Raw genomic sequence first — 24629 nt, 5'->3', positions numbered from 1 at the left:
GAGGCGCTTAGTCCCCATAAAGGCTTTCAAAATAGCTTTCTAAGATAATTTGTGCCGACATACTATCTACTTTATCTTTCGCTAAATTTCGGTAGCCACCGTGATCAAACAAGCGTGCTTTTGCATCCGTTGTGGTAAGGCGCTCATCTTGCACTTCAACTTGGTAACCGAACATGCCATGCAAGCGTTTTGCAAATTTTTTGGCTTTAAAGGTTACTTCTTGGTTGGTGCCATCCATATTGAGCGGTAAGCCGACTATTAGTAAATCAGGTTGCCATTCATCGAGAATTTTTTTTACGTTGTCCCAGTTTGGAATACCGTCTTTTGCAGCGACAGCACTAAGTGCGGTTGCTGTACCTGATATTTCCTGACCTACGGCAATGCCAATGCTTTTGGTACCAAAATCAAAACCAATTAGTGTACGTTGCCCGATAGGATTTTTACTCATTTACGCATTTCCTGAATAGAGAGAAAGTTTATCGATATCAATACCTAAACTCTCTATTGCTTTTTGCCAACGCAAGTGCGCTGGTGTATTAAAAATAATCTCAGGGTCGGCAGGTACGGTAAGCCAAGTATTTTCAATCAGCTCTTTTTCAAGCTGACCGGGATCCCAACCTGCATAGCCTAAGGTAATCAGAAATTGATCTGGTGCTTCATGGCTTGTTAGCTCGTGAAGCACATCTTTCGAGGTGGTGATCATAATATCAGAGCTAATATTCGAGCTTGAACTATAACCCGGCTTAGTACTGTGCAATACAAACCCGCGGTCAGTGTGAACTGGACCGCCCGACATTACCGCAACACTGCTGTTACTAGCCATTTTGTTATTCTCTATATCGATTTGGTCGAGTAATTCGCCTACCGTAAGATTAGTAGGTTGATTAATAACAAGCCCCATTGCGCCTGATTCATTGTGCTCACAAATGTAAGTCACGCTATGTTTAAAGCGCGGGTCGGGCATGTTTGGCATTGCAACTAAAAAGGTATTTTGTAATGACTGGGTTTGATTACTCATTGATTGCACCTTTTGTATTATCTTCAGCTTTAAGTATGCGCCACTTTTTGCTCAATTGCGTCGAATAACTTACCGGTAATAGAAATATCAAATGCCGCTTCAATTTCTTTTACGCACGTTGGTGCAGTAACATTAATCTCAGTAAGCCTATTGCCAATAATATCAAGACCGACAAAAATTAAGCCTTTTTCAACTAATGTTGGCGCCACTGCTTCGGCAATTTTGCGTTCTACGTCGGTAATCGGGCGCGCTTCGCCTCGGCCGCCGGCTGCTAAATTACCGCGGGTTTCGCCACCTTGTGGAATACGCGCTAAGCAATAGGGAATCACTTCACCATTAACTACCAATACGCGCTTATCGCCATCTTTGATCGCTGGAATGTAATTCTGTGCCATTGCATATTGGCTGCCGTGTGCTGTTAATGTTTCGCAAATAACGCCAATATTTGGGTCATCTTGTTTAACGCGAAAAATTGACGCGCCACCCATACCGTCAAGTGGTTTCAGAATAATGTCTTTGTGCTCTTCTAAAAACGCGCGAAGATGTGACTGCTCACGTGTTACCAGTGTATCTGGTGTATGTTCACTAAACCACGCAGTAAATAATTTTTCGTTAGCGTCACGTAAACTTTGCGGTTTATTAATTACGAGAGTGCCCGCTTGCTCGGCGCGCTCTAACAGGTAAGTTGCGTAAATATATTCGGTATCGAATGGTGGATCTTTACGCATTAAAATCACGTCTAAATCAGCTAGAGCAATGGTTTGCTTGTCTTCAAGTTCATACCATTTTTCGGTGTTATCAAACACGGTAGCAACAGATGACGTTGCGAAACTTTGCCCACCACGTAAAAACAAGTCATTCATTTCCATGTAATGAATTTCATAGCCGCGTTTTTGCGCTTCGAGCATCATGGCGAAGCCGGTGTCTTTTTTGATATTAAATCCAGCAATAGGATCAGAAATGATGCCAAGCTTAATCGTCATGTTAGTTTCCTTTATTTTCAACTCTCTATGTTATGGGGATGCTTGCAGCTTAAATCAAGCTAAATCACCGTAGACAAGCTGCAGCGCAGAGAGAACAGTAAGCGCTGCGGTTTCAGTACGCAGTACACGTGGTCCCAACTTTATATCAACAAAGTCTGCGGCTTTGGTTGCAGCAATTTCTGCATCGGTAAATCCGCCTTCTGGGCCAACCACAAAGCGCATCGCTGTTGCATTAAAGTTTGCAAGTTTATCGATGGTTTTAATGCTTTGCTCAGCTCGCGGGTGCAAGGTTAGCTTAGTTTCGTCGCTTGGCTGGGTTAGCCATTGCTCTAATTTTATTGGCGGGTGAACAACGGGTACAAAATTACGACCTGATTGCTCCGCAGCCGCAATAGCGATTTTTTGCCATTGTTGGTGTTTCTTTTCAAGGCGCTCACCTTGTAATTTAACACCGCAGCGCTCGCTAAATAATGGGGTGATTTCAGTAATACCAAGCTCTACTGATTTTTGAATGGTGAACTCCATTTTTTCGCCGCGCGAAATTCCTTGCCCTAAGTGGACTTTTAGTGGTGATTCACTGGTCACATCGTGAAATTCATCAACGCTAACATACACATTTTTTTTATTGGCTTGTGAAATGGTGCACAAGTATTCGCCACCTTCACCGTTAAATAAGCTAACCTGTTGACCTGGTTGCATTCTTAGAACGCGACCTATGTGTCCTGCGGCATCATCGCCGAGTTGTAATTCTGTGCCGACTTCAATAGTGCCGGCTTGGTAGATATGGGGAGTGCGCATAATGACTCTCAGCGATTAATATGCTTATATGGTATGAAAAGCGCAATAACAAAGGCAAGTAATAAAGGCAGTTATGACAACAATTCTTGAGGTTAAGCAGCTTAGTAAGCATTTCTCAGACTTTTGTGCAGTCGATAAAATTGATTTCAAAGTGACTAAAGGTTCGTGTTTTGGTTTGTTAGGACCAAATGGTGCGGGCAAAACCACCACCATTGAAATGCTTGAAGGGATTTTAACGCCAACATCCGGCGATATTTTATTTAACGGAAAGGGCATTACACGAGAGGATTTCCAAAAGCTGGGTATTCAGTTTCAGCATACCGCGTTGCAAGATTATTTAACGGTACGAGAAACGCTCAATTTGTTCTCGTCGTTTTATAAAAAGACAGTGCCAATCGACGACCTCATTACGCAATGTCAGTTAACTGACTTTATTAATGTTGATCACCGAAAGTTGTCGGGCGGGCAAAAGCAGCGTTTGCTATTGGCGCTGGCATTAATTAACGACCCAGAACTTATTTTTTTAGATGAGCCAACCACCGGACTCGACCCCCATAGCAGGCGCCTATTTTGGGATTTAGTAAATGATATTAAAGCGGGTGGCAAAACCATTTTATTGACTACTCACTACATGGATGAAGCCGAGTACTTATGCGACCAAATCGCAATTATGGATAAGGGGCAGATTATCGCGATGAATAGCCCTGAAAACCTATTGAGAGAGCATTTTAAAGGTTCATTAATATCGTTACCAAAGCAAAATGTATCGTCACAAATTTCGTTTACGAATGCTCATTACAGCCAAGATAGTGTGCTTATTCATAGTGATAATACCGAGGCCACATTAGCTAAGTTGTTAACGGAGCAAATTTCATTGCAGGGGCTGCAAGTTAAGTCGGCTAATTTAGATGATTTATTCCTAAAGTTAACAGGTCACGCATTACACACTAACGAGGAAAAACCAGATGTTTAAACGATTTTTTGCTGTTTTAGTGGCGCGTAATTTAGAGTTTTTCCGCGACCGCTCGGCGCTCGGTTGGAATTTAGCATTTCCTATTTTGTTAGTGGTTGGGTTTGCCTTTATCTTTAAAAATGATAACCCGACACTGTTTAAAATTGGCTACGTAGGTGATTTACAGCAACACAGTATTAGCCAGTATAAGCATTTAGAGTTTATTGAGTATCAAGATAAAAGTGTGGCAATCGAAAAACTGCGCCAACATAAACTGGATTTACTGGTGAGCTTTGATGCAAAACAGTATTGGGTAAATTCAAGTTCGGCAAATGGTTATATTGCAGAAAAATTGCTACTTGCTGAAACAACACAAGCAACCGCGCAGTTTGTAAAAGAGGCAATAGAAGGCCAAGAAATTCGCTATCTTGATTGGGTTGTGCCCGGCATTTTAGCGATGAACATGATGTTTTCTTGTTTGTACGGCGTGGGTTATGTGATTGTGCGTTATCGTAAAAACGCGGTGCTAAAGCGTTTAAGTGCCACGCCATTAAAGCCGGTAGAATTCCTGGCAGCGCAAATCGTTTCGCGTTTATTGATTGTTGTGGCGTTAACATCCGCCATATTTGTAGCCTGTCATCTTATCTTTGATTTTTATTTAATCGGCAGCATGTGGTGGTTATTAGTACTGTGCGTACTTGGTGCGTTTTCACTAATTTCGCTATCGTTACTGATCGCGTGTCGTTCTGAGTCGGAAGAATTTACCGGTGGCATTCTCAATTTAGTGTCATGGCCGATGATGATGTTGTCAGGTGTGTGGTTTTCGCTTGAAGGCAGCCCAGAATTTGTACAGGCAATTTCTCAGATATTTCCGCTTACGCAAATGCTGATTGGCGCGCGAGCCGTGATGTTAGAGGGGGCAGGGTTTGTTGAAATTGCACCACAGCTGTTTATTCTCATCGGGCAAAGTGTGGTGTTTTTATTGCTTGGCGCTCTATTCTTTAGCTGGAAAGGGCAAACGCGATAAACCGCGCTTGCTCTAATTCCAACTAAACCAAATATTAAAGCGAGAACAAACGCAGTAGTAAAATGCCTATCGCAATATGAACAGCAAGCTCAATACTGGCGATGCCGATGTTGTCTTGTTGTTCCACTTCAATGTTGTTTTGTACTTTTGGTAGCGCCAGTTTTAATACCAATAATGCGGTAATTTGGTGCAGTGCAACAAACACAACCACGTTTAATAAAATCATCATGATATTGTCGATAAAGTTACCGGCAATAAACTGAATACTGGCAAGTGCTGCAAAAATTGCGAGCGATAACGCAATCATACGTGATGCAAAGCGCAGGCCTATTGACGTGTTGTCGTAAGCAAAATAAGTTTGCATTGAAGCGCCTTGATTGGTGGCGGCAAAGCGTTTCTCTTGCCAGCGAGTATGTAGCAAAATAATAAACTGAATAGCAATAAATGCGATAATATCAATAAGTAAAGTATTAAAATTCGTCGCTTTAGACCACTTATAAAGGCCAAGCACAATAATTGAATTTGCTAGCAATACACCGGTATCGATGAGTGCCGCGCATACATTGCGCTTCTCTATCGCCCTTGCTTCATTAAAATCTCTTAGAATTAGCCGGTTATGGATCCATTTACCAAACCAAATAAACACTAAAGCGAGCGCGAGAGCGATTGCCATGTGCGGTAAACTTTCTTGCCATTGCGACAAGTCAAATTCCCTTGCAATAAAACTAACAACTAAAATAATGCTGAAAATAGAAGACGCATAACTAATGCCCATAGCAAAGTTATCTTTTTTCGCTAATTCATCCATTAAATCATGTTCGCTGCTGTCGGCTTGTAATTGCTTTTTAACCACCATTAAAACAACCAAAACCAATAGTCCGGTGATGGCGAATGCGACTAAAAGATCGTTAGATAGACTGATATAAGACATAAAAATAGCTTTCTTTTTTGCTAAGATACTGGATAGCTTTAGAATTTAGTTTAAGAGTGTAAGTAAGTTATGGAGTTAGCACAAGGTTTACAACAACTGGGGCAGCAGCGATTTATTGATATTTTTGCTGATAAGCAAGCTGAACCAAATGTAATGGCACTATTAGCGTTGAGCGACTTTGCTTTTCGTATATTGGCGCAGCATCCACACTTTATCGACTATTTACACAATGACCAATGGCTTACGTCGCGCGATGCCAGCGCTGTTTTTGATACGCAATCGCTTGCCCAGATTGCAGAAAGCGATGCATTTCAAACGCTCAGAGAATATCGCAATTTACATTGGTTAAAGCTTGCATACCTTGATCTTGTGCTTAAAAATGATATTCGCGACAGCATTAGTTACACCTCTCAATTAAGTGAACAGTTAATAGACTCAGCCTATTGCTGGGCATATGCGCAGGTTGCTAGCGTTTGGGGTAAGCCTACCGATGAACAAGGGGATGCAATGCCGATGCTGATTTTAGGCATGGGCAAGCTGGGCGGCTATGAGCTTAATTACTCGTCAGATATCGACCTGATATTTACGTATCCGTACCAAGTTGAAACCCAAGGTGGGCGTAAATCGTGTGAAGCCCAAGTTTTTTTCACGAAAGTGGCGCAAAAAACCATTGCAGCATTGAATCAAGTTACGCCTGAAGGGCAGGTTTTCCGCGTTGATATGCGTCTTCGACCATTTGGCGACAGCGGCCCATTAGTTATGAGCTTTAATGCAATGGAAGAGTACTACCAAGAACAAGGCCGTGATTGGGAGCGTTACGCTATGTTAAAGGCACGGTTACTTGGTACTGAATCACGCTATTGGCAAGAGTTTTATGATTTACTAAGGCCGTTTGTTTATCGTAAATACATAGATTTTTCGGTGATTGAATCGCTTCGAAAAATGAAAGCGCTAATCGCACAAGATGTGCGTCGTAAAGGACTTACTGAAAACATTAAACTTGGTGCTGGTGGCATTCGTGAAGCCGAGTTTGTGGTGCAGGCACTGCAAATGATCCGAGGAGGGCGCGAGCCAAGTTTACAGGTGCAATCATTTTGTAAAGCGCTGCACGCATTAGCAACGCTTAACGAAGTACCACAAGACGTTGCCAATACATTAACTGACGGGTATTTGTTCTTACGCCATATTGAGCAATATTTACAGCAGTTTGATGACAAACAAACACAAACATTGCCACAAGATGACGTTGGCCAAATGCGGTTAAGTGCGTTGTTAGAAACGTCAAATTATGGTGATGCAACAGCATTGATTAACCAACAAATGCGACTTATTCACGATGAGTTTAATGCCATGATAGGCGCGGAAGATGACGATGAACAAGATGTCGACTCGCGTTATGAACTGCTGTGGGAAAAGCCAAGTATCGAGGTGATTAGTTCGCATCAGTTGTTTGGGCAAAATACCGAGTTTTTTAATATCGTTTATGATTTTAAAGTGTCGGGGACCAAGCGAAAACTGGGCGGGCGAGGGCGCGATGTGCTTGATAAATTGATGCCGCTATTACTCCAGCAAGCAGATAAATGCGGTTGTGAACCGAGTATTCTTAAGCGCGTACTCGCTGTGGTAGAGAAAGTGATTTCACGTACAGCCTATTTGGAGTTATTGCTAGAAAATCCAGGGGCACTCAATCAGCTATTTAAACTCTGCGCGCATAGCAAATGGATAGGTGATCATTTAGCTTGTTATCCTATTTTGCTGGATGAATTAATCGACCCAGCCCAACTTTATAAAACCTTGCCGTTAAGTGGCTATGAGCAGGAAATTCGTCAGTACTTTTTACGCATCGATGAAAATGACCTAGAGCTGCAAATGGAAGCATTGCGTCAGTTTAAACAAACGCATCAATTACGCATCGCCGCGGCAGATGCCACCGGTGTGCTTGATGTTATGAAAGTTAGCGATCACCTTACGGCACTATCAGAAGCGATAGTAGCTCAGTGTGTTAATCTGGCTTGGCAGCAAATGGTAACGCGTTTTGGCTATCCACCGGAGGCCAATGATGATGAAAAAGGCTTTGCAGTTATCGCATATGGCAAAGCGGGTGGGGTAGAACTAGGCTACGATTCTGATCTTGATTTGGTATTTGTGCATAACTGTGATGGTGTTGGGCAAACTAACGGCGATAAACAAATTGATGCGCGCCAGTTTTATTTGAAGTTAGCACAGCGTTTATTGCACTTATTTAATACTCGTACAGCCTCTGGCATTCTTTATGAACTTGATACACGCTTACGCCCGGAAGGGGCGTCTGGTTTATTGGCTATTAATATCGAGACTTTCCGTGAATATCAGTTAAAACAAGCGTGGACATGGGAACATCAGGCGCTTGTGAGAGCGCGCATGACTTATGGTCAAGCATCGTTACTCGCACGTTTTAATGAAATTAGAAATGAAGTGCTGTCGCGTCAGCGTGATGAACAAAAATTACGTGAGGACGTGGTAAAGATGCGACAAAAAATGCGCGACCATTTAATTAAAGGCAGTGGTGCAGAGTTTGATATTAAACAAGGCTTGGGGGGGATGGCGGATATTGAGTTTTTGGCGCAGTATTTTGTCTTAAAAAATGCCTATGCTCAGCCAAAAATAACTCAGTATTCCGATAATATACGTATATTTGCCAGTGCAGCTGAGCATGGTTTTATTGAGCCTAATGAAATGCAACAGCTAACATCAGCATATTGCGATTATCGCGAACTTTACCACCAAGTGAGCTTACGCCAAGAAGCGAAGCTAGTGAGCCTTGAAAGCGTGCAAAACGATGTGAACGCCGTTACGACAATTTGGCAAAAGTATTTAGCTTAGAGAGTCGCTTTCACGCAGTTATCACGCACATAGCGAGTTGGATTTTCAGTGATAACTGCGGTGCTGTGTTTATAACAGAAAAAGCCATACACCGTGTTTTCGAAGTCACTGTCGATGGCTTTAGAAACTTGGTACAGTGTTGTTATAAAGGTTTCGTCTACGCGAAAGTTATCTTTAATGACGTAATCTTTGTCGAGATACCACAAAAACTCGATGCCTTCTTGCTTGGCAAAATCTGACATCACTTCTTTTAATGTATCACCCTTATCGAAGCGGCGCGCTTTAATCTCACCGCGCCAATGCGCTGGAATTTTGTTTGAGGTACGACGTTGCCTTAGTTGCTCAGCTAACGAGCTGTCGGGTTCGTCTAATTGAATGACGTATTTCTCGCGTTCAGTCATCGAGCTTAAGGTACTGCGAAAGCTATTATAGAAGTTAGATAAGCCTTCTGCTGCTGCATTTGATTTGTTAGCTTCTAATACAGGCCCTTTGCCAAGTAGAAGATACAGTGCGGCCGCAATTAAGATAAAACCCAAAGATAAATGTTTAATCCAAAACCACACAACGACACTCACAATGATTAAATATAAAGCAAGTCAATAATAGCTGTAACCTAATACTAATTTGCATAATACTTAATTCGTATTTTTAGGTAATAAGTTAACACTGATAACACTTTATCTGTTTTTGACAGCGTTAAATGACAAGCCGCTTTACAATTTGAAGCGTAAAGCGGCTATGTATTATTTTTTATAGTACGACGGAGCATTTGGATCTTTTTGCGTTTTAAAGCGACGGTGAAGCCACAAATATTGCTCAGGTGCTTTGGCAATAGCCTCTTCCATTGCTTGGTTGACACGTGTTACATCGTCAACATCGTTCCCGGTTGGGAAGTTTTCAAACACAGGACTTACGTCAAGATAGTACTTATTACCCTTACGGTAGGTAGATAGTGCGACGGTTTCACTTTTCTTGCTGCTGGCAAAAATAAGCGTGCCAGTTGTAGTACACGTTTCTTTAACCGCAAAAAACGGCACAAATTCAGAGCGTTTGCGGCCATAGTCTTGATCAGGCAAGTAATAGCATAACTTTTGCTGGCTTAATGCTTTTAATAAGCTTTTTACATCGCGCTTTGTCACCAGCGCTTCACTAAAGCGTAGGCGACCATTGACAATAATGTATTCCATTAACGGGTTATTGTGAGGGCGATAAAACCCAACACCGTTGTTTTGTATTCCCATCATGCGGCCCGCAACTTCTAAGTGCATCATATGAGGAACCAGCAACAATACGCCTTTGCCATTGCTAATCGCTTTTTCAATATGGTGATAACCAGTAATGCCACCAAAGTGCTTTTTTGCACGCCACTGGGGCCACCACCACGCCATACCCGATTCAAAAATCGCAATGCCGGTATTTTCTAAGTTCTCTTTTACTAATTTTGCCTGCGCTGCTTTGTCGAGTTCTGGAAAGGCTAAGGCAATATTGACTTCGGCGATTTTACGGCGTTTTTTTACAAACCGATAAACTAGGCGACCTAATAACTTACCTAGCCAAATTTGCAGTCGATACGGTAACCAAGACAGAAGATACAAAATCAGCACACTTAACCAAGTAAGCCAGTATTTTGGAGCAAGAAAAGAATATGAAAATGGCGCTTTAGTGATCACAGTATTCGAAGGAAAAAGTAAAAATTAGCGCGAGTATAACAAAAAGAGAGGAAAACGTGGGAATTGATTTATTCCCACGTGGCATTACATCACCGAGATTAGTTTAAACCGCGGTTAATTGCTTCGATATCACTGCGCGACAGTGTACCTTCAGCAAGTTTTAAGCCTAGTGTAGAAACTACGTAACGGTAACGTACTGCAGATAAATTACGGCTCGCGTCATATAAGTTACGTGTGCTTAGCAATACGTCAACGATGGTACGTGTACCTACTTCAAAACCCGCTTCAGTTGCTTGTAATGCACTTTCTGCTGAAACAACTGCTTGCTCAAGAGCGCGGTAAGTAGCGATATCTGACACTACTTGGTTGTAAGAAGTACGTACTTGCTTATTTACATTGCGGTATGCGCTTTCAAACTCTTGGCTTGCAGCAACAAAGTACTCAGATGCTTGGTTTACAGCAGCTTGTGTACCGCCACCTTGATAAATCGGCACAGTGAAGTCTAGACCAACACTTGTTTGGTCAGCACGAGGGCCTGTTTCGCCTAATTTATCACCATAAGATGCTGATAACGTAAGCTTTGGATAATGGCCTGCTTTTGCTTGTTCAATTTGCTCTTTCGCAATATCTACAGAAACGCGTGATACCTGCAATGAAATATTGTTTTCTTTTGCAGATTCAACAAACTCAGTGCTCTTACGCGCTGGTTTTACCGTTGAGAATTTGTCTGTATTAAGTGCGTTAAGCTTTTCGTGATATTTACCCGTGATTTCACCTAGTTCTTCACGTGCTGTTTCAACATCGTTAAGTGCCACAATTTCACGAGCTACTGCGTTATCGTACTGTGCTTGCGCTTCGTGTACGTCAGTAATTGCTGTTAAGCCTACTGCGTGACGCTGTTTTGTTTGCTCTAACTGACGCTCAATCGCACGCTTTTCTGCACGCACAAACTCTAAATCATCTTGGCGTGCTAGTACGTTAAAGTAGGCATTTGATACGCGTACAATCAGGTTTTGCTGTGCTAATCGGTAGCTAGCATCAGCTTGCAGCGCTTGCTTTTCTGCAATGTTTAGTGACTTCCATGAGCCTAAGTTGAATAGGTCTTGGTTAAGTGAAATACCGCGGCTGAACGTATCAGAATCGCCAGCATCGCCGTCAACTTTGCTATAACCCATTGATGCGCCAATTTGTGGTAATAAACGCGCCATTGCGATGTCGGTGTTGTAGTCTTGCGCATCACGTGTTGCTTTTGCTTTTAGTACAACAGGATCATTTGCAAGTGCAATTTCGTATACTTGCATAAGGTCTTCTGCATTAGCGTGTGTAACTGAAAAGCCACAGCTTAATGCAACAAGCGCAGATAGTAATTTCTTTTTCATAGTGGTTGTCATCCCCAGACAATTTTTGAAAGCATCTTAGCGTGTTTTTTTATTGATTAGAAAAACAATACAGTAAAACAAAGTATTCAAGTGTAACAGAATATGAAAAATTCGTTTTATTCACTTTATCAGCTAAAATACCGAAAATTCGATAGATTATCGAATAGATTTTAAACTAATTAATCACCTTTTATATGGCCAAAATTACAAAATTCAAGCAATCAGACGTAGAAATCGTCGCGAAAACGCGCACTTTTAACGGTTTTTTTAAAATTGATGAATATCACTTTCGTCACGCATTATTTGCCGGTGGGCAATCTGACGTGATTGTGCGAGAAATATTTGAACGCGGCGATGCGGTAGCAGTCTTACCTTATGATCCAAAATTGGATGCGGTGCTGCTTATTGAACAAATACGCATTGGTGCATTTAACGATGATAAATCGCCATGGTTGCTTGAAGTGATTGCAGGTATGACGGATGGCAGTAAAGATTACGAAGCCGTGGTAAAAAAAGAAGCGAAAGAAGAGTCTGGCATAGCACTTAATAATATTGAGTTTATGCTGTCGTATCTTTCAAGCCCCGGCGGAACATCAGAGCGTTTATACTTATATTATGGTGAAGCGGATTTATCGCAAGCTGGTGGCATTTATGGCGTACCTGAAGAGGGTGAAGATATTAGGGTACATGTAATCCCAGTAGAGCAGGCGTTTCAACTACTTGATGAAGGTGAAATGGATAATGCAGCCACCGTAATTTGTTTGCAGTGGCTTAAATTAAATATTGATGCAATAAGAGAGAAGTACCGTACGTGTTAGCACAGGCTTATCGACAAAATTTACCTAAGTACATTCGTTTATGTGAGCAAAACTATGCACGCATAAACCGCCTGATGCCAAAAGAAAATGATAGAGGGGCGGTAAATAAGGTATTGGTTGGTGGTTTTGAGTTTACACTTACCGTATTAGAGGCGTCTCCTTATACTAATTTAGTTTCGCTTAAACAAACAGACCACCAAGTGATAGGATTTACGCGACCTGATTTAAATGTACGTGTCTATCACGATGCCAAAGTTGCAGAAGTAGTATGTAAATATTATCCCAAACGGGTCAAACCGGCTTATGGTTACCCAAACCCTGATATGCATCAAAAAGATGAAAAATATCAATTGAATGCATTTTTAAAAGATTGGTTAGAATACTGTATTAACCAAGGGCGTAGTACTTTCCACTGGGATACCGATCATGACATGGTTTAGCCAACGCGAACACTTTGATAAAGCGCAATTAACACTGGTTCATATCACCGATAGTCATGTTTTTGCAGAACCTCATGGTGAATATTTTTGTGTAAATACTGCAAATAATTTAGCAAAAACATTAGCCTGTATTAAATCAATTGAATGCGATGCCATTATTTTTGGCGGAGATTTAACACAAGACCACAGTGAAGCGTCATATCACTTGTTCGCTCACTTGGTACAACAAGCAGGCCTCGCTGATAAGTTGTTTTGGCTACCGGGCAATCATGATGAAATAGATATTTATCGCGAGATTTTTAGTCAGTACGGCATTCGCGACAGCAAAGTGTTGGAAAATGAACACTGGCAAGTGCTATTGGCTAATTCTAAAGGTCCAACGCCTGCAGGGTGTATAAGTGAGACGCACCTCAACGAGATAAAACATGAGTTAACGGGCAATACCAAGTATGCTTTGCTGTTTACTCATCATCACCCAATCCCCATTCAGGGTTATCTTGATAAACATATGTTGGAAAATGGCGAAGCACTGCTTTCACAATTAACCCATTTTAAAAAGGTGAAAGGGTTAATCCATGGACATGTTCACAATGAATACAGCTGGTTGTTTAACGAGTTTGCAGTATTCGCTACGCCCGCCACCTCGATACAATTTGAAAAAAATACCAGCGATTGGCAACAAGTCGACTTAGGTCCTGCCTTTCGTATGATACGATTACAGCAAAATGGCAGTTTAAACACTCAGGTAGTATGGCTAAACAACGCGTAATATATATTCATGGTTTTAATAGTTCACCAGAATCATTTAAAGCACAACAATTTGGTCAGTATTTAGCGAAACATTATGATGTTGAGTATTTAGTACCAAAACTAAACCATGAACCGCGTGAAATTTTGCTGACGCTCGAAGCGCTAATAACAGCCAATACAAAATTAATAGGCAGTTCATTGGGCGGATACTTTGCGACTATTTTATCCGAGCGCTATCAACTGCCCGCGGTGGTTGTTAATCCGGCGGTTGCACCATTTGGCCTAATGCATGATTACCTGGGTACGCAGTACAACCCGTATCAAGATTACTATTACGATGTGACTGAACGTCATGTTGACCAGTTAAAGCAGTTTTACATTGCCAACTTGTCACAGCCTGAGTTGATTTTACTTTTACAACAGATGGGTGATGAAGTATTAGATTTTTCACAGGCGGTCGATTATTATAAAAACTGCCGTCAGCACGTTGAATTTGCTGGCGATCACAGCTTTATAGGGTTCGAACGTTATTTTCCTGTTATTGTAGATTTCCTGAAAATATCGTAAAACAATAGTGATAAGGGAATAACCTATAAAAACGCGCTAAAACCTAGTAAAAAAATACCCAGAAAAGGGCAGCTAGGTATCAAAGATAATTAATATAAAAAGAACCGCATTTCATGACGACACAAGATTATAATGCAGAAGCCATTGAGGTTTTAAATGGACTCGAACCGGTAAAGCGCCGTCCCGGCATGTATACCGATACCACACGTCCAAACCACCTTGGCCAAGAAGTTATCGATAACAGTGTGGATGAAGCCTTAGCTGGGCATGCATCGAAAATTGATGTGATCCTGCACGAAGACAACTCGCTGGAAGTAGTCGATGATGGCCGTGGTATGCCAATCGATATTCACCCCGAAGAAGGTATTCCGGGCGTTGAGCTTATTCTTACCAAATTGCACGCCGGTGGTAAGTTTTCAAACAAAAGCTATCAATTTTCAGGTGGTTTACACGGGGTAGGTATTTCCGTTGTAAATGCTTTATCAACGCGTGTATTAGTTACTGTACGACGCGATGCAAAAGTGTATGAAATTGCGTTTGAGAACGGCGATAAGGTACAAGACTTAACCGAGGTCGGTACCGTGGGCAAACGCAATACCGGTACTTCAGTACATTTTTGGCCTGACCCAAGCTACTTCGACTCGGCAAATTTCTCGCTATCAAAGCTCAAGCATTTATTAAAAGCCAAAGCGGTTCTGTGTCCTGGCTTAAAAATCCGTTTTATCAATAAGCAAACTAAAGAAACCATAGAATGGTTTTTTGAAGATGGCTTAAAAGATTACCTTGCTGACGCGTTAAAAGAATACGAAGTTTTACCGAAACAACCATTTACCGGTGAGTTTGCCGGTTCTACTGAAGGTGTTGATTGGGCGGTATTATGGCTGCCTGAAGGCGGCGAAGGGGTTTATGAGAGTTATGTAAACCTGATTCCAACAGCGCAAGGTGGTACCCATGTAAATGGTCTGCGTCAAGGTTTGCTAGAAGCAATGCGTGAATTTTGTGAATTCCGCAATTTATTACCGCGTGGGGTAAAACTAACACCTGACGATATTTGGGACCGCTGTAGCTATGTGCTTTCGGTCAAAATGCAGGACCCACAATTTGCAGGTCAAACTAAAGAAAAATTATCGTCACGTGCAACCTCAGCATTTGTCTCGGGTGTGGTAAAAGATTCGTTTAGCTTATGGCTTAATGAGCACACAGATATTGCAGAGTTACTTGCCGAAATTTGTATTAGCAACGCGCAAAAACGTATGCGTGCGGCGAAAAAAGTGGTTCGTAAAAAAATCACCTCAGGCCCTGCGTTACCGGGTAAATTAACCGACTGTAGCACGCAAGAAAGCGAGCGCAGTGAACTCTTTTTAGTAGAGGGTGACTCGGCGGGTGGTTCAGCTAAACAAGCGCGTGACCGTGAGTTCCAAGCGGTAATGCCACTGCGCGGTAAAATTCTTAATACGTGGGAAGTTGAATCAGGCCAAATTCTTGCGTCGCAAGAAGTGCATGATATCTCTGTGGCGATTGGTATGGATCCAGATTCAAAAGATTTAACTAATCTACGCTATCACAAAATTTGTATTTTAGCGGATGCGGATTCCGATGGATTGCACATTGCAACCTTGTTGTGTGCACTGTTTGTAAAACACTTCCCTGTTTTGGTAGAGCAAGGGCACGTGTATGTAGCAATGCCACCGCTTTACCGAATCGATGTGGGTAAAGAAGTATTTTATGCCCTGGATGAAGATGAAAAGACCGGCATTTTAGACCGTATTGAAGCAGAGAAAAAGCGTGGCAAAGTGAATGTGCAACGCTTTAAAGGCTTGGGTGAAATGAACCCAATGCAACTGCGCGAGACGACAATGGATCCAAATACTCGCCGCTTAGTGCAATTAAGCTTAGAGGGCGACGAAGAAACGTTAGAGGTAATGGATATGTTACTTGCCAAGAAGCGTTCAAGCGATCGTCGTGAGTGGTTAGAAACCAGTGGTGACCAAGCGGATTCATGGAACTCATAACTAGCATTAAAAAATTTAGGTAAACGAGCATGTCAGATCTCGATACCCTCGCGATGCAAGGGATAGAAAAACAAACAATGGCGCAGTTTACGCAAAGCGCCTATTTAAATTACTCAATGTATGTAATTAAAGACCGTGCCTTGCCACACATTGGCGACGGTTTGAAACCAGTACAACGTCGTATTGTCTATGCGATGAGTGAACTCGGCCTATCGGCAGCGGCAAAATACAAAAAATCAGCCCGTACCGTGGGTGATGTACTGGGTAAATATCACCCACACGGTGATAGCGCCTGTTATGAAGCCATGGTACTTATGGCGCAGCCGTTTTCTTACCGTTATCCGCTGGTGGATGGTCAAGGTAACTGGGGTGCGGCAGATGATCCTAAGTCTTTCGCGGCAATGCGTTACACGGAAGCGCGTTTATCAAAGTTCTCTGAGGTTTTATTAAAAGAACTAGGCCAAGGCACAGTCGATTGGATTCCAAACTTCGATGGCACCATGAAGGAGCCGGAAGTACTGCCAGCACGTTTACCGCATATTTTATTGAATGGTATTACCGGTATTGCAGTAGGTATGGCAACTGATATTCCGCCGCACAACGTACGCGAAGTGGCAGATGCGTGTTGCACATTACTGGATAAACCAAAAACCGAACTTGAAGAACTGCTTGATTTAGTACAAGCACCGGATTACCCAACTGATGCGGAAATTATTACGCCTAAGGCTGAAATTCGTAAAATCTACTCAAGTGGTAAAGGCTCTATCAAAATGCGCGCGGTGTATACTGAAGAGCAAGGCGATATTGTCATTACGGCGTTACCTCATCAGTGCTCTGGTGCGAAAGTGTTAGAGCAAATTGCTACGCAAATGCGCGCTAAAAAATTACCTATGGTGGCCGATTTACGTGATGAATCTGATCATGAAAATCCAACGCGTATTGTAATTGTGCCGCGTTCAAATCGCGTAAAAGCTGAGCCACTTATGGCGCACTTATTTGCGACCACCGACCTTGAGAAAAACTACCGTGTTAACTTAAACATGCTGGGGCTAAACGGCCGTCCTCAAGTAAAAGATTTAAAAACAATACTATCTGAGTGGTTAGTGTTTAGACGCGAAACGGTTCGCCGCCGTTTACAATACCGCTTAGACAAAGTATTGGCACGTTTACATATTTTAGAAGGCTTATTGATTGCCTTTTTAAATATCGACGAAGTAATTGAAATTATCCGCAGTGAAGATGAGCCAAAGCCCGTTTTAATGGCGCGGTTTGGCATCACTGAAACGCAAGCGGAAGCAATTTTAGAACTTAAACTTCGCCATCTTGCTAAATTAGAAGAAATGAAAATTCGCGGTGAGCAAGACGAGCTTGCCAAAGAGCGCGATAAGCTTGAATTAACCCTTGGTTCAGAGCGTCGTATGTCGACGTTACTGAAAAAAGAAATTCAAGAAGCCGCTGAGCTTTATGGTGATGACCGTCGTTCGCCTGTAGTTGAACGCGGTGAAGCTAAAGCCTTAAGTGAAAAAGACTTAATGCCATCTGAAAGCGTTACTGTTGTGCTTTCTGAAAAAGGCTGGGCACGTTTTGCTAAAGGCCATGATATTGACGCTGAAGGCCTGAGTTATAAATCGGGTGACAGCTTTAAGTCTCTTGCCAAAGGACGCAGTAATCAGCCGAGTGTATTCCTAGATAGCTCTGGTCGTGCATTTGCAACCGATACCCATAGTTTACCTTCTGCGCGTAGCCAAGGTGAACCAATGACTGGGCGCTTTAATGTTGCACCTGGAGCTAACCTTGAACACGTGGTTATGGGTGAAGAAAAAGCTAATTTCCTGATGGCATCAGATGCAGGTTATGGCTTTATCACCGAATTTAACGACTTAGTGAGTAAAAATAAAAACGGTAAAGCACTGGTAACGATTCCTGAAGCTGCATTATTAATGACACCACAGCCAATTCACGACATTACGACAGATCGCTGTTTAGCAATCTCCAACGAAGGTCGTATGCTGATCTTCCCAATTCGTGATTTGCCAAAACTAGGTAAAGGTAAAGGAAATAAGATCATTTCCATTCCAAGTGCCCGTGTTAAATCGCGAGAAGAGTTTGTTAAAGTGCTGGGCATTGTGCCAGATGGCGCGTCTGTTACGTTACATGCAGGTAAGCGTAAACTAACCTTAAAACCAAGTGATTTAGAACATTACTACGGCGAGCGTGGCAGACGTGGTAATAAGTTACCGCGTGGTTTACAGCGTGTAGATTTAATGGAAGTTGAGTTTTCTGCCGCACAAGAATTGATCGACGATGCTATTGATGCGGAAAATAGCGAAGATTAGTGCTTCTTTGCGTCGAAAAGCGTTAAAATAACGAAAACCAGTCTCAATATGGGGCTGGTTTTTTTATAAACCGTGTTTTTTAGCTTACACATGTTAGCTAAAATTCGTATAATGGCGCGCTTAGTTATTGGAGACGTTATTTTGATATTTGCTGTTCGCTTAGTACTACTTGCGATTTTTATCTTTTTTAGTGCGATCTTTGGCTTGCTATTATGTTTAGTGATGCCGTTTAACCGCAACCATGTTCATCGTTTTGCTTCTTGGTATGGCAGCATGCATGTACTACTGGGCGCAAAAGTTGAAGTGAAGGGATTAGACAAACTGGATAAAAATAAATCCTACGTCTATGTATCTAACCATCAAAATAACTATGATTTGTTTACGGTTACCAATGCAGTACCAGAAAATACCGTAAGTATTGGTAAAAAAAGCATTCGCTTTATTCCATTTTTTGGCCAGCTGTACTGGTTGTCAGGCAATATTTTAATTGACCGCAATAATAAATCGAAAGCAAAAGGCACAATTGATAAGGCCGCATCAAAAATTAAAAACGATAAGATTTCTGTGTGGTTATTCCCTGAAGGTACACGCAGTTATGGGCGTGGTTTATTACCATTTAAAACAGGCGCGTTTCACACGGCTATGCAAGCCGGTGTGGAGGTTGTGCCGGTTTGTATGAGTACAACAACAGGGCGTATTAAATTAAATCGTTGGGCTAACCCAACCATTTATGTTGAATTACTTGATCCGATTTCGTTGGAAAAGGATATGTCGGCAAGAGAGCACGCAAAGCGAATTCATGCTATGATGCAGAGTAAAATTGAACAGCTAGATGCTAAAGTAGAGAGCGATTGTGGAAAACTGGCGTGAAATAAGTGAAGACATTGTTGAGTCGTTATTAGAAGACGGCTCAAACCCAGACAAACTGTACGAAGTAGAACACCACTTTGTATGTGAAGATTTTGATAAGCTAGAAGAAGCGGCACTGGCTGCATTCAAACTTGGTTTTGACGTGGAAGACCCAGCTGAACTTGAATTAGAAGATGGCAGCAAAATTTGGGGCTTTGACGTTGTAGTTGAATGTGAACTTGACGCAGAACTTATTCTTGAAGATGTAGATAAACTTATCGATCTTGCTGCAAAAGCTGGTGTGGAATACGATGGCTGGGGAACTTACTTTCAAGAGTAAGCTCCTGTGTTGTATTGACAAATCGAGTATAAAAAAATAGCGCCAAATGGCGCTATTTTTTATTGTGGCTTATCTTGTGAGAGTTTGAACGGGGAGAACAATAAGACAGGCACTAAAATCAATGTGTGAATTGATAACCAAGCAAGGGTTCCTTCATATACGCCTAACGCTGTAACTGCTGTAAAAAGGGCAAGTGCAGACGATACGACCGCCAGCAACCAATAAAGACCAATCGGGCTATTGCTATCAAAGCGAATACTTTCAGCGCATTGGTTACTTTTGAAATAGCACGACATTGCAATAATTACCGTAATAAATGAAAAAGCAATCAAAATAACTTCCATGGTTTTTCCCTGCTAGGTTTACATGTTGGTAAGATTATACTGCGCAGAATTTTAAGTCAATAAAAGTGATAATGATTATCAATTAATTTAATCGTAAATATATAAGCGCCAATAATCATAAAATCTTTTGTTTATTAAGGCGTATAGCTTAACGAATGTAATTACAAAGCTCCCAAACTCTCAGCACTCCATGTTTTTAATGAAAATAATGATTCAATATTTGCAGGGTTAACGCGTGTATAAGGCTGCGCTTTTTAACAGGTAACAATGGCGATAGAGGCTGTACTGGCTGTGAAAGGTGTTAAATCTAAATAATCACAATTAATATAAGAATTTTTTTGGCTAGATTTGATGACGAAAAGGTTAACAAAGGGGGAAGTAACAATGCTAAAAATGACTTGCGCGAATGAGTTTCAAGATCACAATAAATAGAAAACGCGCTTTAGCACGTGCTGTTGACCTCAAAACGAGGTTGCTATTTTAAACACATTAGCTGCAGCTAACTTTTGCTGCGATATTTAAAGCGTCTAATCGTTTAACACCGATAAATGCTCAAGCTCACGATAAAGTTCTTCTTCATCTCCCATGTTGAGTTCGATAAGGCGTTTTAAATGCGTCACACTGTCAATTTCAATTTGCTCACAGCGTAGCCCCAATTGGTCACTTTCAACATGTGCCAGCGACACCAGCATCTCAATCGCAATATCACTGTTAGAAAGTTGAAACACTAACTTGGCGTGATGCGAAAGATCGCACGCAGTAGGCCAGTTATCAGGCTTATTTAAAAGTGCACCTTTAAGCGATAAATCAAGGATTTCAGCGTTATACTCTACGCCCATAAAGGTTAATTTTGCAGGCGTGCGGTAAATAATACGAGTGAAATGTCGTCTTTCTTGCATTAGGAGCGCTCCTTATCGTCATCTTTAAAGCATAGCCGATTAACAAAAAATATTAAATATTTTCATGCTGATATGTTTAAATAGCGGGCGCCACTTATGGAATATATTTTTAAAGGGAAAAACAATGCCAGAACACGCTGAAAAACAAAAGATTGATCACGGTGAATTGAAAAAAACCGGATTTTGGTTAAATCAGGCGTTTATGATTGTATCGACAATTGTTGGTGTATATTTAGCTGCACAAAGCGGTCTTGAACAAGCGCTAAAATTCGATACGTTAAGCAAAATGGAAGATAACTATTATCTGCGCATGTCGTTATACGATGAATTAGATGACGCGGTTAAAGAACTTGAAACGTACGCAAAAGTCCTCGCCAAAAGCCCGCCAAAAGTAGTGATTACAGAGCAGCGCCCAATGCTTGACAAATACGTTTGGCAAACCATGAAGTACAATCCCACTACTTTGGAAACGCCGAGTGAAATTCTTTCTGAAGTGCGCCGCTTTTACGGTAAGGCTGACCGCACCATCGATCAGGTAGGTCGCTGGGCCATTGGTTCACGCCATGCATCAAAATTATTGTTAGAACAAACGGAATATTTTAAAAATGGCCCGCTGTTAAAACTTAAAGACAGTGCTGACGAGCTAAAACGCTTGTTAGCGAAAGAAGATATTCAAATTGGCGTATTAAAAGGAGAGTAATGAGCCATGACCAAACGTTGTCCAAAGTGCGTTAATGTAGCACTTGAAGTTACCCATTATTGCGGTGAAGAAATTGATGTTTGCCGTCAGTGCGGCGGTTTGTGGTTTGAGAAAAACCAAGTTAATCGCATGATTGAAGAGATTAATGACGGCCCGATTGGCGAATGTTATAGCCATCACTTTGGTGAGCCTCAAGGTAGCACAGAATTGAACTGCCCTGATTGTGGTAGCCATTTAGAAGCTGTGCACTTATTAAAAGATTATCAAACTGAACTGGATATTTGTCGTAAGTGTGATGGTAGCTGGATTGATAAAGACGAACTCACGTCAGTTGAAAACAGTCCTGAGTTACTCGGTGCACTTGATGAGCTAAATAAAAAAGTATCTTGGAAAACCTACTTATTCCAATTTTTAACGCAAATGCCAGTGGAATATAACTTAAAAACCAAGTCAAAACCTTGGGTAAACTGGTCTTTAATTGCGATTAATATTCTGATTTTCTGTGCGTATTTCTTTAACATCGAGAGCTTTGCTTTTGTATTAGAAAACTTTGCACTAAGACCTGCAGATGTTAACAACGGGCAAGAGATTTGGACTTTATTAACGTGCGTCTTTTTACATGGCTCTGTGATGCATTTAGTTGGAAACATGTATTTCTTATACATTATTGGTGACAACTTAGAAGATGCGCTCGGCCATAAAAAATACCTTATGTATTATTTGATATGCGGCATAGGTGCATCGCTGTTTAGCTTAGTTATGTCGCAAGACCCGAATATTCCATCAGTTGGTGCCAGTGGTGCAATTGCAGGATTATTTGGCATGTACTTAATGTGGTTTAGACACGCTAGCTTAACCTTTATGTTTGTTATTTATCAAAAGAAACTGAGCGCGGTGTGGTTCTTTGCGATTTGGATAGCAATTAATATTTTCGGTTTAATCGTATTACAAGATGGTGTTGATTATGGCGCGCACATCGGTGGTTTTGTTGTTGGCTTAGTGATTGGTTACTTCTTAAAAGAGAAAGTGCTTGCTGAAAACCCATTAATCAAACTGCTCAATCAGCCAGAAGCTGTGCTAAAACGTTAATAACGCTTATGCATTAAAAAGCCCGCACATTGCGGGCTTTTTTGTATTGTGTGAAAACCAATTAACCGATTTTCTTGTACTTAATACGTTTAGGTTGCGCAGCTTCTGCACCAAGCGTTTTCTTAAGCCATGCTTCGTATTCTGTGTAGTTACCTTCGAAGAAGTTAACTTGACCTTCATCACGGTAATCAAGAATATGCGTAGCAATACGGTCAAGGAACCAACGGTCGTGCGAGATACACATTACACAGCCTGGGAATTCTAAAATCGCATTCTCAAGGGCACGTAGTGTTTCAACGTCGAGGTCATTGGTAGGCTCATCGAGTAAGATCATGTTACCGCCAGCTTTTAGAAGCTTAGCTAGGTGAAGGCGGTTACGCTCACCACCTGATAAGTCTTTCACGTATTTCTGCTGGTCGTTACCTTTGAAGTTAAAGCGCGATACATAAGCACGGCTAGCAATTTCAAAGTTACCAATTTTCAATAAGTCTTGGCCTTCAGATAACTCTTGGAATACAGTGTTTGAACCATCTAAATCGTCACGGAACTGGTCAACTGTTGCAAGTTCAACGGTTTCACCTAGTTCAAATGAACCTGCATCTGGTGTTTCTTGACCGCCTAGCATACGGAATAAGGTTGATTTACCAGCACCGTTAGCACCGATAATACCGACGATTGCACCTTTTGGTACTGAGAAGCTTAAATCATCAATTAGTACACGGTCGCCGTAGCCTTTTTTGATGTTATTTACTTCTAGTACTTTATCACCTAGACGAGGACCTGGTGGAATAAATAGCTCGTTAGTTTCGTTACGCTTTTGGTAATCAGAATGTTGTAGTTCTGAGAATTGTGCCATACGTGCTTTCGATTTAGCCTGACGGCCTTTCGGGTTTGAACGTACCCACTCAAGTTCTTGCGCAATTGATTTCTGACGTGCTTTTTCCGCTTTTTCTTCTTGCTTCAAACGCGCATCTTTTTGCTCAAGCCATGACGAGTAGTTACCTTCCCACGGAATACCTTCACCACGGTCAAGCTCTAAAATCCAACCTGCAACGTTATCTAGGAAATAACGGTCGTGGGTAATCGCCACAACAGTGCCTTCGTAATCGTGTAAGAAACGCTCTAACCAAGCTACTGATTCAGCATCTAAGTGGTTAGTTGGTTCGTCGAGTAATAGCATGTCTGGCTTTTCAAGTAATAAACGACAAATCGCTACACGGCGACGCTCACCACCTGAAAGTACTTTAATTGGCGTGTCCCACTCTGGTAAACGAAGTGCATCGGCAGCACGCTCTAGTGCATTATCTAGGTTGTGACCATCGTGCGCCTGAATAATTGCTTCAAGTTCACCTTGCTCTTTTGCCAATGCGTCAAAGTCCGCGCCGTCCATTGCGTATTCAGCGTAAACTTCGTCTAAACGTGCAAGGGCATTTGTTACTTCAGAAAGGGCTTCTTCAACTGTTTCACGTACTGTTTTGTTTTCGTCTAGTACAGGTTCCTGTGGTAGGTAACCAATTTTTGTATCAGGGAACGCGCGCGCTTCACCTTCAAACTCGGTATCAACACCCGCCATAATACGAAGCAAGGTAGATTTACCTGCACCGTTTAAACCAAGCACACCAATTTTTGCGCCAGGGAAAAATGAAAGCGAGATATCTTTTAAAATAGTACGCTTTGGCGGCACTACTTTACTTACACGATGCATCGTGTAGATAAACTTATCCGGTAAAGGCATGAATAATCCTATAGTGATTTTAATAATGTAATTGCTGCATATTGTAGTGTGATAAATGGGGGCATTCAATGTCGTAGTAGATTTAAAATGTCATTCTGTTAAGTTAAGGTAAAGTCACATAAAAATAATA

At 41.7% G+C, this 24629-nt stretch carries 24 protein-coding genes; 13 read left to right on the top strand and 11 right to left on the bottom strand.

Features of this window, described 5'->3' with window-relative positions; genetic code table 11:
• Window positions 1-7: 7 nt before the first annotated feature.
• Genes ruvX through rsmE form a run of 4 tightly spaced genes read right to left on the bottom strand, consistent with a single transcriptional unit; the run spans window position 8 to window position 2799 of the window.
• Window positions 8-448, bottom strand: coding sequence for a Holliday junction resolvase RuvX (gene ruvX, locus L1068_RS08230; RefSeq protein WP_010561716.1), 441 nt, complete (start codon window positions 446-448; stop codon window positions 8-10).
• Window positions 449-1018 carry a YqgE/AlgH family protein gene (locus L1068_RS08225; RefSeq protein WP_010561715.1) on the bottom strand — a complete coding sequence of 190 codons (570 nt, stop codon included), beginning with the start codon at window positions 1016-1018 and terminating at the stop codon, window positions 449-451.
• A 29-nt stretch (window positions 1019-1047) separates the two neighbouring features.
• Window positions 1048-2001, bottom strand: a complete 954-nt coding sequence (gene gshB / locus L1068_RS08220; RefSeq protein ID WP_237129860.1) for a glutathione synthase — start codon at window positions 1999-2001, stop codon at window positions 1048-1050.
• Between the two features lie 54 nt (window positions 2002-2055).
• A complete protein-coding gene (rsmE, locus tag L1068_RS08215) occupies window positions 2056-2799 on the bottom strand; it encodes a 16S rRNA (uracil(1498)-N(3))-methyltransferase (protein ID WP_237129859.1) in 744 nt (247 codons plus the stop codon).
• A 73-nt stretch (window positions 2800-2872) separates the two neighbouring features.
• Here rsmE and L1068_RS08210 point away from each other — a divergent pair, with 73 nt between their 5' ends.
• Entirely contained in the window at window positions 2873-3772 is a 900-nt protein-coding gene (locus tag L1068_RS08210; RefSeq protein ID WP_237129857.1) for an ABC transporter ATP-binding protein, read from the top strand.
• Complete coding sequence (locus L1068_RS08205; protein ID WP_237129856.1) at window positions 3765-4778, top strand: ABC transporter permease; 1014 nt, start codon at window positions 3765-3767, stop codon at window positions 4776-4778. The genes L1068_RS08210 and L1068_RS08205 overlap by 8 nt, the downstream gene beginning before the upstream one ends.
• 34 nt (window positions 4779-4812) lie before the next feature.
• Here the strand turns inward: L1068_RS08205 and L1068_RS08200 are convergent, their stop codons facing one another.
• The gene (locus tag L1068_RS08200; RefSeq protein WP_237129855.1) at window positions 4813-5709 is read right to left on the bottom strand and encodes a DUF350 domain-containing protein; all 897 of its coding nucleotides are present in this window, start codon (window positions 5707-5709) and stop codon (window positions 4813-4815) included.
• Window positions 5710-5778: 69 nt separating this feature from the next.
• On the opposite strand from L1068_RS08200, the gene glnE reads away from it, so the two are divergent.
• Entirely contained in the window at window positions 5779-8571 is a 2793-nt protein-coding gene (gene glnE / locus L1068_RS08195; RefSeq protein WP_237129854.1) for a bifunctional [glutamate--ammonia ligase]-adenylyl-L-tyrosine phosphorylase/[glutamate--ammonia-ligase] adenylyltransferase, read from the top strand.
• On the opposite strand, the gene L1068_RS08190 is transcribed toward glnE, so the two are convergent.
• The 3 genes from L1068_RS08190 to tolC form a co-directional block, all read right to left on the bottom strand.
• The gene (locus L1068_RS08190) at window positions 8568-9134 is read right to left on the bottom strand and encodes a TcpQ domain-containing protein (protein WP_237129853.1); all 567 of its coding nucleotides are present in this window, start codon (window positions 9132-9134) and stop codon (window positions 8568-8570) included. The genes glnE and L1068_RS08190 overlap by 4 nt on opposite strands.
• A gap of 180 nt (window positions 9135-9314) precedes the next feature.
• Window positions 9315-10241, bottom strand: coding sequence for an LpxL/LpxP family Kdo(2)-lipid IV(A) lauroyl/palmitoleoyl acyltransferase (lpxL, locus tag L1068_RS08185; RefSeq protein WP_237129852.1), 927 nt, complete (start codon window positions 10239-10241; stop codon window positions 9315-9317).
• 98 nt (window positions 10242-10339) lie between these two features.
• Window positions 10340-11620 (bottom strand): outer membrane channel protein TolC, encoded by a 1281-nt coding sequence (gene tolC / locus L1068_RS08180; RefSeq protein ID WP_237129851.1) that lies wholly within the window; start codon window positions 11618-11620, stop codon window positions 10340-10342.
• A 194-nt stretch (window positions 11621-11814) separates the two neighbouring features.
• Here tolC and nudF point away from each other — a divergent pair, with 194 nt between their 5' ends.
• The 8 genes from nudF to rraB all read left to right on the top strand — a co-directional run bounded on the left by nudF (window position 11815) and on the right by rraB (window position 19732).
• Complete coding sequence (nudF, locus tag L1068_RS08175) at window positions 11815-12438, top strand: ADP-ribose diphosphatase (protein WP_237129849.1); 624 nt, start codon at window positions 11815-11817, stop codon at window positions 12436-12438.
• Entirely contained in the window at window positions 12432-12878 is a 447-nt protein-coding gene (locus tag L1068_RS08170) for a DUF1249 domain-containing protein (protein WP_010561704.1), read from the top strand. Before nudF ends, L1068_RS08170 begins: the two co-directional genes overlap by 7 nt.
• Complete coding sequence (locus L1068_RS08165; protein ID WP_237129848.1) at window positions 12865-13647, top strand: metallophosphoesterase; 783 nt, start codon at window positions 12865-12867, stop codon at window positions 13645-13647. Before L1068_RS08170 ends, L1068_RS08165 begins: the two co-directional genes overlap by 14 nt.
• The gene (locus L1068_RS08160; RefSeq protein ID WP_237129846.1) at window positions 13629-14195 is read left to right on the top strand and encodes a YqiA/YcfP family alpha/beta fold hydrolase; all 567 of its coding nucleotides are present in this window, start codon (window positions 13629-13631) and stop codon (window positions 14193-14195) included. The genes L1068_RS08165 and L1068_RS08160 overlap by 19 nt, the downstream gene beginning before the upstream one ends.
• Window positions 14196-14308: 113 nt before the next feature.
• Complete coding sequence (gene parE, locus L1068_RS08155; RefSeq protein WP_237129845.1) at window positions 14309-16207, top strand: DNA topoisomerase IV subunit B; 1899 nt, start codon at window positions 14309-14311, stop codon at window positions 16205-16207.
• A 29-nt stretch (window positions 16208-16236) separates the two neighbouring features.
• On the top strand, window positions 16237-18543 hold the full coding sequence (gene parC, locus L1068_RS08150) for a DNA topoisomerase IV subunit A (protein ID WP_237129844.1): 2307 nt from the start codon (window positions 16237-16239) through the stop codon (window positions 18541-18543).
• A 141-nt stretch (window positions 18544-18684) separates the two neighbouring features.
• Window positions 18685-19413, top strand: coding sequence for a 1-acylglycerol-3-phosphate O-acyltransferase (locus L1068_RS08145; protein WP_237129986.1), 729 nt, complete (start codon window positions 18685-18687; stop codon window positions 19411-19413).
• Entirely contained in the window at window positions 19397-19732 is a 336-nt protein-coding gene (rraB, locus tag L1068_RS08140; protein WP_010561698.1) for a ribonuclease E inhibitor RraB, read from the top strand. The genes L1068_RS08145 and rraB overlap by 17 nt, the downstream gene beginning before the upstream one ends.
• A 59-nt stretch (window positions 19733-19791) precedes the next feature.
• Here rraB and L1068_RS08135 read toward each other — a convergent pair whose 3' ends face one another.
• Window positions 19792-20076, bottom strand: coding sequence for a hypothetical protein (locus tag L1068_RS08135; RefSeq protein ID WP_010561697.1), 285 nt, complete (start codon window positions 20074-20076; stop codon window positions 19792-19794).
• Between the two features lie 527 nt (window positions 20077-20603).
• Entirely contained in the window at window positions 20604-20975 is a 372-nt protein-coding gene (locus L1068_RS08130) for a PilZ domain-containing protein (protein ID WP_010561696.1), read from the bottom strand.
• Window positions 20976-21099: 124 nt separating this feature from the next.
• Between L1068_RS08130 and L1068_RS08125 the strand changes: the two genes are divergently transcribed.
• Complete coding sequence (locus tag L1068_RS08125; protein WP_237129843.1) at window positions 21100-21675, top strand: hypothetical protein; 576 nt, start codon at window positions 21100-21102, stop codon at window positions 21673-21675.
• 6 nt (window positions 21676-21681) lie between these two features.
• Window positions 21682-22764, top strand: coding sequence for a rhomboid family intramembrane serine protease (locus L1068_RS08120; RefSeq protein WP_237129842.1), 1083 nt, complete (start codon window positions 21682-21684; stop codon window positions 22762-22764).
• Between the two features lie 61 nt (window positions 22765-22825).
• Here the strand turns inward: L1068_RS08120 and ettA are convergent, their stop codons facing one another.
• Window positions 22826-24499 carry an energy-dependent translational throttle protein EttA gene (gene ettA, locus L1068_RS08115; RefSeq protein ID WP_237129841.1) on the bottom strand — a complete coding sequence of 558 codons (1674 nt, stop codon included), beginning with the start codon at window positions 24497-24499 and terminating at the stop codon, window positions 22826-22828.
• Window positions 24500-24629: the final 130 nt, after the last annotated feature.

The sequence above is a fragment of the Pseudoalteromonas sp. MMG024 genome (assembly GCF_021654175.1).
Classification (GTDB): domain Bacteria; phylum Pseudomonadota; class Gammaproteobacteria; order Enterobacterales; family Alteromonadaceae; genus Pseudoalteromonas.
Note: the sequence above shows the minus strand (reverse complement) of the source record. Positions and strands in the feature narration are given on the sequence as shown.